This window comes from Bacillus sp. CIS52, from assembly GCF_053545315.1.
Genome location: NZ_JBIUFR010000007.1, coordinates 46242 through 59985, shown reverse-complemented (window position 1 = coordinate 59985; position 13744 = coordinate 46242). Strand labels below are relative to the sequence as shown.

12 protein-coding genes, 1 rRNA gene and 1 other annotated feature are annotated in these 13744 nt (G+C 45.5%); all 13 genes read left to right on the top strand.

Going from position 1 to position 13744, the window contains the following annotated elements; translation table 11 throughout:
• Window positions 1-98: ribosomal RNA gene (rrf, locus tag ACH32G_RS18295) — 5S ribosomal RNA — on the top strand; the annotation flags it as partial.
• Between the two features lie 226 nt (window positions 99-324).
• Window positions 325-789 carry a transcriptional regulator CtsR gene (ctsR, locus tag ACH32G_RS18290; protein ID WP_188154891.1) on the top strand — a complete coding sequence of 155 codons (465 nt, stop codon included), beginning with the start codon at window positions 325-327 and terminating at the stop codon, window positions 787-789.
• A 13-nt stretch (window positions 790-802) separates the two neighbouring features.
• The gene (locus tag ACH32G_RS18285; protein WP_016935918.1) at window positions 803-1360 is read left to right on the top strand and encodes a UvrB/UvrC motif-containing protein; all 558 of its coding nucleotides are present in this window, start codon (window positions 803-805) and stop codon (window positions 1358-1360) included.
• On the top strand, window positions 1360-2451 hold the full coding sequence (locus ACH32G_RS18280; protein ID WP_016935917.1) for a protein arginine kinase: 1092 nt from the start codon (window positions 1360-1362) through the stop codon (window positions 2449-2451). The genes ACH32G_RS18285 and ACH32G_RS18280 overlap by 1 nt, the downstream gene beginning before the upstream one ends.
• On the top strand, window positions 2448-4883 hold the full coding sequence (gene clpC, locus ACH32G_RS18275; protein ID WP_095242184.1) for an ATP-dependent protease ATP-binding subunit ClpC: 2436 nt from the start codon (window positions 2448-2450) through the stop codon (window positions 4881-4883). Before ACH32G_RS18280 ends, clpC begins: the two co-directional genes overlap by 4 nt.
• A gap of 93 nt (window positions 4884-4976) precedes the next feature.
• Window positions 4977-6356 (top strand): DNA repair protein RadA, encoded by a 1380-nt coding sequence (radA, locus tag ACH32G_RS18270; RefSeq protein ID WP_016935915.1) that lies wholly within the window; start codon window positions 4977-4979, stop codon window positions 6354-6356.
• Window positions 6357-6359: 3 nt separating this feature from the next.
• Complete coding sequence (gene disA / locus ACH32G_RS18265) at window positions 6360-7442, top strand: DNA integrity scanning diadenylate cyclase DisA (protein ID WP_003156401.1); 1083 nt, start codon at window positions 6360-6362, stop codon at window positions 7440-7442.
• Between the two features lie 113 nt (window positions 7443-7555).
• Window positions 7556-8656 carry a PIN/TRAM domain-containing protein gene (locus ACH32G_RS18260; RefSeq protein WP_016935914.1) on the top strand — a complete coding sequence of 367 codons (1101 nt, stop codon included), beginning with the start codon at window positions 7556-7558 and terminating at the stop codon, window positions 8654-8656.
• A gap of 13 nt (window positions 8657-8669) precedes the next feature.
• Entirely contained in the window at window positions 8670-9368 is a 699-nt protein-coding gene (gene ispD, locus ACH32G_RS18255) for a 2-C-methyl-D-erythritol 4-phosphate cytidylyltransferase (RefSeq protein ID WP_029575199.1), read from the top strand.
• Window positions 9361-9837, top strand: a complete 477-nt coding sequence (gene ispF / locus ACH32G_RS18250; protein ID WP_016935912.1) for a 2-C-methyl-D-erythritol 2,4-cyclodiphosphate synthase — start codon at window positions 9361-9363, stop codon at window positions 9835-9837. Before ispD ends, ispF begins: the two co-directional genes overlap by 8 nt.
• Window positions 9838-9928: 91 nt before the next feature.
• Window positions 9929-11380 carry a glutamate--tRNA ligase gene (gene gltX / locus ACH32G_RS18245; RefSeq protein WP_016935911.1) on the top strand — a complete coding sequence of 484 codons (1452 nt, stop codon included), beginning with the start codon at window positions 9929-9931 and terminating at the stop codon, window positions 11378-11380.
• A 2-nt stretch (window positions 11381-11382) separates the two neighbouring features.
• Window positions 11383-11615, top strand: a binding site (T-box leader).
• 74 nt (window positions 11616-11689) lie between these two features.
• On the top strand, window positions 11690-12343 hold the full coding sequence (gene cysE, locus ACH32G_RS18240) for a serine O-acetyltransferase (RefSeq protein WP_007410393.1): 654 nt from the start codon (window positions 11690-11692) through the stop codon (window positions 12341-12343).
• Entirely contained in the window at window positions 12340-13740 is a 1401-nt protein-coding gene (gene cysS, locus ACH32G_RS18235) for a cysteine--tRNA ligase (RefSeq protein WP_016935910.1), read from the top strand. The genes cysE and cysS overlap by 4 nt, the downstream gene beginning before the upstream one ends.
• Window positions 13741-13744 lie beyond the last annotated feature (4 nt).

The following is a 13744-nucleotide window of genomic DNA, read 5'->3' as shown; positions in this document are numbered from 1 at the left end:
GAGGTCACACCCGTTCCCATGCCGAACACGGAAGTTAAGCTCTTCAGCGCCGATGGTAGTCGGGGGTTTCCCCCTGTGAGAGTAGGACGCCGCCAAGCAATCATACGGTAAAGACAGCTCATCATGAGCTGTCTTTTTTGTGTTTTTCTGCATAGGTTATATAATATGAGAAAAGTAACGATATACCTTTTTGTAAAAGCAGGTTTTATGCTTGTGCAAAGTGGAAATAATAGAGATAGAGCGATACAGTTGAAAAATTTTGCGAAACACCTTATAGTAAGATTAAAGTCAAATATAGTCAAAGTCAATAAAGGAGGGGGTTGAGTGGGACATAATATTTCTGACATCATTGAACAGTACTTAAAACAAGTATTAGATCAAAATGGCAAAGAAATTTTAGAGATCAAACGCAGTGAAATTGCTGATAAATTTCAGTGTGTTCCTTCCCAAATAAATTATGTCATCAACACCAGATTCACAAGCGAAAGAGGATATATTGTTGAAAGTAAACGGGGAGGCGGCGGTTATATTCGTATTATCAAAGTTAAAATGAATAACGAAGTCATCCTCATCAATAATATTATTTCGCAGATTCATACCCACTTGTCCCAGGCAGCCTCTGATGACATTATTCTCAGACTGTTAGAGGACGGGGTTATTTCGGAAAGAGAAGCTAAAATGATGGTGAGTGTAATGGATCGTTCAGTTCTATATATTGATTTGCCTGAACGGGATGAACTAAGAGCCAGAATGATGAAGGCGATGCTCACATCTTTAAAACTAAAGTAAGCGGGTGAAAAGATTGATTTGTCAAGAGTGCAATGAGAGACCGGCCACTTTTCACTTTACGAAAGTTGTTAATGGAGAAAAGCAAGAAGTTCATATTTGTGAACAATGTGCAAAAGAAAATAGTGATTCATACGGTATAAGTGGAAACCAAGGGTTCTCGATTCATAATTTATTATCAGGACTGCTGAATATGGAGTCTTCATTTCAAAACACGGGTTCTCAAATGTTCGGCTATTCAGAGCAAGGCACGGCCTGTAAGAAATGCGGCATGACGTTTCAACAGCTGAGAAAAACAGGGCGGTTCGGCTGTGCGGAGTGTTACGATACATTTCACAGCCAAATTACGCCGATCTTGCGAAAAGTCCACAGCGGGAATACGGTGCATGCCGGGAAAATTCCGAAACGCATAGGCGGAAACTTGCATGTAAGACGGCAAATGGAAATGTTAAAAAAGGAACTTGAATCTTTAATACACCAGGAAGAGTTTGAAAAGGCGGCGCAGGTCAGGGATCAGATCCGGTCGTTAGAGCAGAAATTAAAAGGCACAGATAGTGAGGAGGAACAAGGGTAATGTCGCTCAAGCATTTTATTCAGGACGCATTAAGCAATTGGATGAAGCAAAAGGGACCTGAAAGTGACATTGTACTCAGCAGCCGTATACGATTGGCCAGAAACTTTGAAAATATAAAGTTTCCTGCCCGGTATACGAATGAAGAAGCCTCATCCATTATTCAGCAATTCGAAGATCATTTTTCAGGGAAAGAACTGCCTGATATCGGTCAATTTCATTTAATCAGAATGAGTGAAGCTCAGCCTTTGGAAAAACGGGTGCTGATGGAAAAGCATCTGATCAGCCCGAATTTAACGGAATCACCGTTTGGCGGCTGTCTGCTTTCTGAAAATGAAGAAGTCAGCATTATGTTAAATGAAGAAGATCATATCAGAATTCAATGTCTCTTCCCCGGCTTCCAGCTTCTCAACGCCATAAAAGCGGCAAACCAGGTTGATGACTGGATTGAGGAGAAAGTGGATTACGCTTTTGGGGAGAAGAGAGGATACTTAACAAGCTGTCCTACAAATGTAGGGACGGGACTAAGGGCTTCGGTCATGATGCATTTGCCGGGTCTTGTACTAACTAGGCAATTGAATCGAATTATACCGGCAATTAACCAATTAGGTTTAGTTGTTAGAGGAATTTACGGGGAAGGCAGCGAAGCATTAGGAAATATCTTTCAAATTTCAAATCAAATCACACTTGGAAAATCAGAACAGGATATCGTCGATGATTTGAACAGTGTGGCTGCCCAGCTGATTGAGCAGGAACGCTCAGCCCGAGAAGCGCTTTATCAAACCTCGAAAATTGAATTAGAGGACCGGGTATTCAGATCTTACGGAGTTTTATCCAACTGCCGAATGATTGAATCGAAGGAAACGGCGAAATGCCTTTCTGACGTTCGGCTGGGGATAGACCTGGGGATCATTAAAGGGCTATCAAGCAATATACTTAATGAACTGATGATTTTGACACAGCCCGGTTTTCTCCAGCAATATTCGGGCGGCGCATTACGGCCGAACGAAAGAGACGTGAGAAGAGCGGCTCTTATCAGGGAAAGGCTGCATTTAGAAATGAGTGCAAATAGACAGGAGGATGATTCGATATGATGTTTGGAAGATTTACAGAGCGGGCTCAAAAGGTATTGGCACTGGCACAGGAAGAAGCACTGCGCTTAGGCCATACAAATATCGGAACTGAACATATATTATTGGGGTTAGTCCGTGAAGGTGAAGGGATAGCATTTAAAGCTTTAGAAGCGCTTGGCCTCAATTCAGATAAAATGCAGAAAGAAGTGGAAAGTTTGATTGGCCGAGGGCAGGAAAGCACCACCTCTGTCCCTCATTACACGCCTAGAGCCAAAAAGGTAATAGAACTATCAATGGATGAAGCCAGAAAGCTCGGTCATTCTTATGTAGGAACAGAGCATATACTTCTTGGGCTGATTCGTGAAGGTGAGGGAGTCGCCGCGAGAGTACTGAATAATCTGGGTGTCAGTCTCAATAAGGCGAGACAGCAGGTTCTGCAGCTTCTCGGAAGCAATGAGACAGGGGCATCCGGAGCGGGAACAAATAGCAGCGCAAACACGCCGACGCTTGACAGTCTGGCGCGTGATTTAACCGCGATTGCGAGGGAAGACAGCCTTGATCCGGTTATCGGCCGAAGCAAAGAAATTCAGCGTGTTATTGAGGTATTAAGCCGCAGAACAAAGAATAATCCCGTTCTGATTGGAGAACCGGGTGTAGGTAAAACTGCGATTGCTGAAGGTCTCGCACAGCAGATCATCAACAATGAAGTGCCGGAAATTTTACGTGATAAACGCGTAATGACATTAGACATGGGAACGGTTGTAGCAGGCACGAAATACCGCGGAGAATTTGAAGACCGTCTGAAAAAAGTAATGGATGAAATACGTCAGGCCGGCAATATTATTTTATTCATTGACGAATTGCACACCCTGATCGGAGCTGGAGGAGCAGAAGGCGCGATTGACGCGTCGAATATTTTAAAACCTTCACTCGCTCGCGGAGAGCTTCAGTGCATCGGTGCGACCACGCTTGATGAATACCGCAAATATATCGAAAAAGACGCAGCTCTGGAGCGCCGCTTCCAGCCGATTCAGGTGGATGAGCCGTCAGTCGATGAAAGCATTCAGATCTTAAAAGGTCTTCGTGACCGCTATGAAGCGCATCACCGCGTATCCATTACCGATGAAGCGATCGAAGCGGCGGTTAAATTGTCTGACCGTTATATTTCTGACCGCTTCCTTCCGGATAAAGCGATCGATTTAATTGACGAAGCCGGTTCAAAAGTGCGTCTCCGTTCCTTCACAACGCCTCCGAACTTAAAAGAGCTTGAGCAGAAACTCGATGAAGTTCGCAAGGAAAAAGACGCTGCCGTTCAAAGCCAGGAGTTTGAAAAAGCGGCTTCTCTTCGTGATACGGAGCAGCGCTTGAGAGAACAGGTGGAAGATACGAAAAAAACGTGGAAAGAAAAACAAGGCCAGGAGAACTCCGAAGTTTCTGTAGAGGATATCGCAATGGTGGTATCCAGCTGGACCGGGGTGCCTGTATCTAAAATTGCGCAAACGGAAACAGATAAGCTTCTCAATATGGAAAGCATTCTGCACTCCCGCGTCATTGGCCAGGATGAAGCCGTTGTAGCCGTTGCGAAGGCTGTCAGACGTGCAAGAGCCGGTTTGAAGGATCCGAAACGTCCGATCGGTTCATTCATCTTCTTAGGCCCTACAGGCGTAGGGAAGACAGAGCTGGCAAGAGCGCTGGCGGAATCCATTTTCGGTGATGAAGAAGCGATGATCAGAGTGGATATGTCCGAATATATGGAGAAACATTCGACTTCGCGTCTTGTCGGTTCTCCTCCGGGATATGTCGGCTATGATGAAGGCGGCCAGCTGACGGAAAAAGTGAGAAGAAAACCTTACTCTGTCGTACTGCTTGATGAAATTGAAAAAGCGCATCCTGATGTGTTTAACATTCTCCTGCAAGTGCTTGAAGACGGACGCTTGACTGATTCAAAAGGACGCACTGTTGATTTCCGCAACACGATTCTGATTATGACGTCAAACGTCGGAGCGAGCGAGCTGAAACGCAACAAATATGTGGGCTTCAATGTGCAGGATGAATCACAAAACCATAAAGACATGAAAGACAAAGTCATGGGAGAGCTGAAGCGTGCTTTCAGACCTGAATTTATTAACCGGATTGACGAAATTATCGTCTTCCACTCCCTTGAGAAAAAACATCTTACAGACATCGTGTCGCTTATGTCTGACCAGTTAACAAAACGTCTGAAAGAACAAGATCTCTCTATAGAGCTGACGGATGCTGCAAAAGCAAAAGTAGCAGACGAGGGCGTCGATTTGGAATATGGCGCACGTCCGTTAAGAAGAGCGATTCAAAAGCATGTGGAGGACCGGTTATCAGAAGAGCTCCTCAGAGGCAATATTGATAAAGGTCAGCACATCGTTCTTGATGTTGAAGACGGCAAATTTGTCGTAAAAACAACTGCTAAAACGAACTAATATAGTGACAAACATGAGGCATACGTAAGCAAGTGTATGCCTCACTTTGTTATATAGAGAAATATTTGATAAGGAAGAGGTCTTACAGCATATATGGCTAAATCAAAAACAAAATTCATCTGCCACTCATGCGGTTATGAATCCGCAAAATGGATGGGGAAATGCCCAGGTTGCGGGGCTTGGAATACAATGGTGGAAGAAACCATCAAAAAAGCGCCGGCGAATCGGCGGGCGGCTTTCTCCCACTCCGTTCAAACCGTCCAGAAACCATCACCCATTACATCAATTGAAACATCAGAAGAACCCCGTGTTCAAACCAAGCTCGAAGAATTTAACAGAGTGCTTGGCGGCGGCGTTGTGAAGGGCTCGTTAGTATTAATCGGCGGCGACCCCGGCATCGGGAAGTCAACGCTCCTTCTTCAAGTATCCGCACAATTAGCAGACACGGCCGGCAGCGTGCTTTACATTTCCGGGGAAGAATCCGTGAAGCAAACGAAGCTGCGCGCTGACAGGCTTGGAATCAACAGCCAATTGTTACATGTTTTATCTGAAACCGATATGGAGTATATTTCGTCTGCTATACAAGAGATGAAACCCGCATTTGTTGTCGTAGACTCCATTCAGACCGTTTACCAAAGCGACATCACCTCAGCTCCCGGCAGTGTATCACAAGTAAGAGAGTGTACGGCTGAATTGATGAAAATCGCGAAAACAAACGGCATTCCGATTTTTATCGTCGGACACGTCACAAAAGAAGGATCGATCGCAGGGCCGAGATTGCTTGAGCATATGGTCGATACCGTTCTATACTTTGAAGGAGAGCGGCACCATACATTCCGTATTTTGCGGGCTGTAAAAAACCGTTTCGGCTCAACAAATGAAATGGGCATCTTTGAAATGCGGGAAGAGGGGCTTACAGAAGTGCTGAACCCTTCGGAAATTTTCTTGGAAGAGCGTTCTGCCGGGGCTTCGGGTTCGAGTATCGTTGCGTCAATGGAAGGAACGAGACCGATCCTGGTTGAAATTCAGGCGCTCATATCACCGACCAGCTTTGGAAACCCGCGCCGCATGGCTACAGGGATTGACCACAATAGGGTGTCGTTAATCATGGCTGTGCTTGAGAAGCGGGTGGGGCTTTTGCTTCAGAATCAAGATGCATATTTAAAAGTCGCCGGCGGGGTCAAACTGGATGAACCGGCGATTGATTTGGCAGTAGCCGTCAGCATTGCTTCAAGCTTCAGAGATACACCGCCGAATCCTGCAGATTGCTTTATCGGTGAAGTGGGTCTGACAGGAGAAGTCCGCAGGGTGTCAAGAATCGAACAGCGCGTAAAAGAAGCGGCGAAACTCGGCTTCAAGCGTATGGTCATACCTGAGGCGAATGCAGGCGGATGGACAATACCAAAAGGGATTGAGGTTGTCGGAGTAGCAAATGTTGCAGAAGCGCTTCGTACTTCATTAGGAGGATCATAATAGATGGAAAAAGAGAAAAAAGGGGCGAAACAAGAGCTTGACCTGTCTGCAATTCTGCAGTTCGTTGCACCGGGCACGCCGCTCAGAGCCGGGATAGAGAATGTACTGCGGGCAAATACAGGCGGCCTGATTGTTGTCGGATACAATGATAAGGTAAAGCAAGTCGTGGATGGCGGTTTTCATATTAATACATCATTTGCGCCCGCTCACCTATACGAGCTGGCCAAAATGGACGGTGCCATTATTTTAAGCGATTCCGGCCAGAAAATTCTTTATGCGAATACACAGCTTATGCCGGAAGCGACCATTTCTTCTTCAGAAACGGGAATGAGGCACCGTACGGCGGAACGGGTGGCGAAGCAGACCGGCTGTCTCGTCATCGCCATTTCTGAACGCAGAAATGTCATTACGTTATACCAGGACAGCATGAAATACACACTGAAGGACATAGGATTTATTTTAACAAAAGCAAACCAGGCCATTCAAACGCTTGAGAAGTATAAAACCATTTTAGACAAAACGATTACTGCTTTAAACGCTTTAGAGTTTGAGGAGCTCGTGACATTCAGTGACGTGCTGTCCGTCATGCACCGCTATGAAATGGTGCTCCGTATAAAAAATGAAATCAACATGTATATTAAAGAACTCGGAACGGAAGGCCACTTAATCCGTCTGCAGGTGATTGAGCTGATTACGGATATGGAAGAAGAAGCGGCTCTTTTCATCAAAGACTATGTGAAAGAAAAAATCAAAGATCCGTTCGTGCTGTTAAAAGAGCTTCAGGATATGTCCAGCTATGATCTGCTTGATGATTCCATTCTGTTTAAGCTGCTTGGATATCCCGCTTCTACCAACCTTGATGATTATGTGCTGCCGAGAGGGTACAGACTGCTGAATAAAATTCCGCGTCTGCCGATGCCGATTGTTGAAAATGTGGTTGAGGCGTTCGGATTTTTGCCAAGCATAACGGAAGCCACTGTTGAAGAGCTGGATGATGTTGAAGGCATCGGCGAGGTGCGCGCCCAAAAAATCAAAAAAGGTTTAAAACGTCTTCAAGAAAAACACTATATAGATAGACAGCTTTAAGTATCGCTTAAACCTGTCAGAATCCGGGTATATTATTGTTAGTTTTTGTTTATTCTGATATTTGTAGGCTTTGACAGCCTGCTGAAAAATGTTACTTAAAAGGAGGTGGAGGTATGTTAAAACGAATAGTTCAGGCGTTCTTCATTATTGTGGGCGGCGTTGTCGGTATCTTTTTAATACCTGAATTGTTTGTACTGTCAAATATACAGGACATACCTTTAATAACAAACGCATATACGTCTGCTGCAATTGGTGCCATTATCTTTTTTCTCATCAGTATATGGACGACAGAATATGTGATTAATTGGGTGAAATGGATTGAAGATTCTTTGCTGAGAGCTCCGGTGCCGGATCTGTTATTCGGAAGTCTCGGATTGGTTTTTGGACTTATCATCGCATATCTCATTGTAAACGTGATTCCGCTGGACAATATTCCGTACCGTATATTCAGCACCATCATCCCGGTCTTTCTGGCTTTCTTTCTCGGTTACCTGGGCTTCCAGGTCGGATTTAAGAAAAAGGATGAACTGATCGGTCTGTTCTCCATTTCTGCAAGAATGCAGAAGAAAAAAGGAAGTGCCGATGAGGAGCAGGAGGAACAGGAGAAAAGGCTGAAAATCTTGGATACAAGTGTTATTATTGATGGGAGAATTGCAGATATTTGTCAGACGGGCTTTTTAGAAGGAGTCATTGTAATTCCTCAATTTGTGCTTGAGGAATTACAGCATATCGCTGATTCTTCAGATGTTTTAAAACGCAACAGAGGACGCCGCGGACTGGATATTTTGAATCGCATTCAAAAGGAACTGGATATTACGGTTGAAATTTATGAAGGCGACTTCGAAGACATTCAAGAGGTTGACAGCAAGCTTGTCAAACTTGCGAAGCTGACATCCGGTGTCGTTGTGACGAATGATTTTAATTTAAATAAAGTATGTGAGCTTCAGAAGGTTGCGGTACTGAATATTAATGACCTTGCAAACGCGGTGAAGCCGGTTGTGCTCCCGGGTGAAGAAATGAATGTGCAGGTGATTAAGGACGGGAAAGAGCATAATCAAGGTGTGGCTTACTTGGATGACGGAACAATGATCGTTGTGGAAGAAGGCCGCAATTATATAGGGAAACATATTGATGTGCTCGTAACCAGCGTGCTGCAGACAGCGGCGGGGCGAATGATTTTTGCCAAGCCTAAGCTGCTTGAGAAGGCTCTTTAAGAGGGAGTTAATGATGGAGTATGTCGTAGTCATTCCGGCTGCCGGACAAGGGAAACGGATGAAAGCCGGGAAAAATAAGCTGTTCATCGGCTTAAAGGGTGCGCCTGTTATTATACACACACTGCGGGTTTTTGAAAGCCACGCGCCTTGTCAGAAAATAATCCTGGTGATAAACGAGAGTGAACGGGAAGATTTTCACCAGCTGCTTGCCCAGTTTCCGGTTAAAGCGGAAATTGAGCTTGTCATCGGCGGAGCGGAGCGTCAGCATAGTGTATACGAAGGACTGAAAGTGATTGATGAGGAGTCCGTCGTTCTTGTTCATGACGGGGCGCGCCCGTTTGTCACGCATCAGCATATCGATAAACTCGCTGAAACAGCAGAAGAGACGGGAGCGGCTGTCCTGGCTGTTCCTGTGAAAGACACGATAAAACGGGCGGAAGGCTCCCGGGTTGCGGAGACCTTTGACCGTTCAAGCTTGTGGGCCGTTCAAACGCCGCAGGCTTTTCGTCTTTCTTTATTGAAAAAGGCGCATAGGGAAGCGGCAAACAAAGGCTTCTTAGGTACAGATGACGCCAGTCTCGTTGAGCGTCTTGATGGCTATCAGGTGAGTATCGTTGAAGGCAGCTATACCAATATTAAGCTGACAACGCCCGATGATCTGATATCAGCGGAAGCAATCATGAAAGCGGAAAGTGGGAATCATAATGTTTAGAATCGGACAAGGATTTGACGTGCATCAACTAACGGAAGGCCGTCCTCTTATCATCGGCGGAATTGAAATTCCTTATGAAAAAGGGCTGCTCGGGCATTCCGATGCGGATGTATTGCTGCACACGGTTGCAGATGCGTGCCTCGGAGCGGTAGGTGAAGGAGATATCGGCAAGCATTTCCCGGATACTGATCCGGAATTCAAGGATGCGGATTCTTTTAAGCTGCTTCAGCATGTCTGGAACATTGTCAAAGAAAAAGGGTACGTACTCGGAAATATAGACTGCACGATTATTGCGCAAAAGCCGAAAATGGCGCCGCATATTGATGCGATGAGAAAACGAATAGCGGAAGGCCTTGAGGCAGACGTCTCCCAAGTAAATGTAAAAGCAACAACGACAGAAAAGCTCGGGTTTACCGGAAGAGCCGAAGGAATTGCCGCTCAGGCTACCGTTCTGATCCAAAAAGCCTGATCATTATTTTGATGCCCGGTCTATTTGGTGGTAGAATAGATACATATATTCGGCTAGAGGCTACAGACGAGATGAAAGGAAGTATTTGAACATGGGAAATGAAGTACGCGTCCGCTATGCACCGAGTCCGACCGGACATTTGCATATCGGTAACGCCAGAACGGCGCTTTTTAACTATTTATTTGCCCGCAGCCAAGGCGGAAAGTTTATTATCCGGATTGAGGATACGGACAAAAAGCGAAATATTGAAGGCGGAGAGCAAAGCCAGCTTAACTATCTGAAATGGCTCGGCATAGACTGGGATGAAAGTGTGGATGTCGGCGGAGAATACGGCCCGTACCGCCAGTCTGAACGGAATGACATTTACAAAGAGTACTATGAAGCGCTGCTTGAAAAAGGGCTTGCTTATAAATGTTTCTGTACGGAAGAAGAACTTGAGAAAGAACGTGAAGAGCAGATCGCCCGCGGGGAAATGCCGCGCTATTCAGGCAAACACAGAAACCTGACTCAGGAAGAGCAGGAGCAGTTTTTAGCCGAAGGAAGACAGCCGAGCATCCGTTTCCGCGTGCCGGAAGGAAAAATCATCACTTTTAACGATATCGTAAAAGGCGAGATTTCTTTTGAATCAGACGGTATCGGCGACTTCGTCATCGTTAAAAAAGACGGTACACCGACGTATAACTTTGCCGTCGCAATTGACGATTACCTAATGAAAATGACGCACGTGCTCCGCGGTGAGGACCATATTTCAAATACACCGAAACAAATCATGATTTTCCAGGCGTTCGGCTGGGATATTCCTGAATTCGGACATATGACGCTTATCGTGAACGAAAGCCGCAAAAAATTAAGTAAACGTGATGAATCAATTATCCAGTTTATTGAGCAGTATGATGAGCTGGGTTACCTGCCTGAAGCGCTGTTTAACTTTATCGGACTTCTCGGCTGGTCTCCTGTCGGTGAAGAAGAGCTCTTCACAAGAGAACAATTTATTGAAATTTTTGATGTGAATCGTTTATCTAAGTCACCGGCTCTGTTTGATATGCATAAACTGAAATGGGTCAACAACCAATACGTCAAAGCGCTGGATCTTGATCAAGTTGTTGAACTGACTCTGCCTCACCTGCAAAAAGCAGGAAAAGTCGGCACTGAGCTTTCTGCCGAAGAGCGGGAATGGGTGCGTAAGTTAATCTCTCTTTACCACGAGCAATTGAGCTACGGTGCTGAAATTGTCGAGCTGACTGATTTGTTCTTTAATGATGAAATCGAGTATAATCAAGAGGCAAAAGCCGTTCTGGCGGAAGAACAGGTGCCTGAAGTGCTCAGCGCATTTGCTGCGAAGCTTGAAGAGCTTGAAGAATTCACGCCAGAGCAGATCAAAGCCTCAATTAAAGCCGTTCAGAAAGAAACAGGCCATAAAGGCAAAAAGCTGTTCATGCCGATTCGTGTAGCGGTTACCGGCCAGACGCACGGTCCGGAGCTTCCGCAGGCTATTGAGCTGATCGGCAGAGAAACAGCCGTAAAACGCCTGAAAAGCATTTAAATATACGATTGTTGACAGGGAAGAGTATAAAACAATGACCATTACAGAAAGAATCTTCATCGGCTGAGAGAGATTCATGCGTTATGTTTTAGAAGTGCGCCCTTAAGACCTTTGAAGAACATTTCTGCGGAAATCAGTATTTAAAGGCGGCCGCCGCCGTTACCGGCTTTAAAGTTGGGAAAACACGTTTTGTTTTTCAAACAGAGTGGAACCGCGCGGTAAAAGCGTCTCTGTCATGTTTACATGCAGAGACGCTTTTTTTATAGGCGGAAAAACAGACTGGAGCGGGGAGAGAATGGGGGGAAGCATGTGTTTTTTAAAATGCTAAAAGAAGACATAGATACAGTGTTCGATCAAGATCCGGCAGCAAGAAGCTATTTTGAAGTTGTTTTAACTTATTCTGGTTTACATGCTATATGGGCGCATCGGATTGCACATGCTTTATATAAACGGAGATTTTTCTTCCTTGCGCGCCTGATATCACAGATTGCCCGTTTCTTTACCGGAATTGAAATCCATCCCGGCGCGACCATCGGGAGAAGGTTTTTCATTGATCACGGTATGGGGGTCGTCATAGGGGAAACATGTGAAATCGGCAATAACGTGACGGTATTCCAAGGTGTCACTCTCGGGGGAACGGGAAAAGAAAAGGGAAAGCGGCATCCGACCATTAAAGATGATGCTTTAATTGCAACGGGGGCGAAGGTGCTCGGCTCTATAACAGTCGGGCAAGGCTCTAAAGTAGGGGCCGGCTCCGTTGTGCTGCGTGATGTTCCCGACTTTTCAACCGTTGTCGGCATACCTGGAAAAGTCGTCATTCAGAACGGAAGAAAGATCAAACGCGATCTCAATCACCAAGACTTGCCCGATCCGGTTGCTGACCGGTTAAGAGCATTGGAGCAGCAGATTTTTGAGCTGCAGGCTGAACTGGAAGATAAAAAAGAAAGGATCAACCAAAAATGACCATTACACTTTATAATACATTGACACGGAAAAAGGAAACATTCGTTCCTCTTGAGGAAGGAAAAGTAAAAATGTACGTGTGCGGACCCACTGTATACAACTATATTCATATCGGAAACGCCCGTCCGGCGATTGTGTATGATACCGTACGCAACTATTTGGAGTATAAGGGATACGATGTTCAATACGTATCGAATTTCACAGATGTTGATGACAAATTGATTAAGGCGGCTAATGAGCTCGGCGAGGACGTTCCGACCGTTTCTGAGCGGTTTATTAAAGCTTATTTTGAAGATGTGGGCGCCCTCGGATGCCGGAAAGCGGATCTTCACCCTCGAGTCATGGAGAACATGGACGCCATTATTGAATTTGTCAGCGAGCTGATTAAAAAAGGCTACGCTTATGAATCGGAAGGCGACGTCTATTTCAAAACAAGAGCCTTCGAAGGCTACGGCAAGCTTTCACAGCAATCAATTGATGAACTCAGATCGGGCGCTCGTATCCGTGTCGGTGAGAAGAAAGAGGATGCGCTGGACTTTGCTCTTTGGAAAGCCGCCAAAGACGGAGAAATTTCATGGGATAGCCCTTGGGGAAAAGGCCGCCCGGGCTGGCACATTGAATGCTCCGCAATGGTGAAAAAATATTTGGGTGACGAAATCGATATTCATGCCGGCGGTCAGGACCTGACATTCCCGCACCATGAGAACGAAATCGCCCAATCTGAAGCATTAACAGGCAAGACATTCGCAAAATACTGGCTTCACAACGGTTACATCAATATAGATAATGAAAAAATGTCAAAATCGCTCGGCAACTTTGTTTTGGTGCACGATATCATTAAGCAGTATGACCCGCAGCTTTTGAGATTTTTCATGCTGTCCGTTCATTACCGCCACCCGATCAACTATTCGGAAGAGCTGCTTGAGAAAACAAAAAACGCGTTTAACCGCCTGAAGACGGCCTACAGTAATTTAAACCATCGTTTGATTAGCAGCACGAATCTGACTGACAATGATGATGAATGGCTCGCTAAAATAGAAGAGCACCGCGCTGCATTTGAAGAAGCGATGGATGATGATTTTAATACGGCGAATGCGATTTCCGTTTGGTTTGATTTGGCGAAGCTTGCCAACTACTACATGCAGGAGGACAATACGGCGGATCACGTCATTAAAGCCTTTATCAGCATGTTTGACCGAATCGGATCCGTTCTCGGACTTACGCTCGGCGAAGAAGAGCTTGTCGATGAAGAGATTGAAGAATTGATCGAGAAGAGAAATGAAGCCCGCCGCAATCGCGATTTTGCTTTGTCAGACCAAATTCGCGATCAGCTGAAAAGCATGAATATCATTCTTGAAGATACGGCTCAGGGAACTCGCTGGAAGCGGGGAGAGTAAGCGG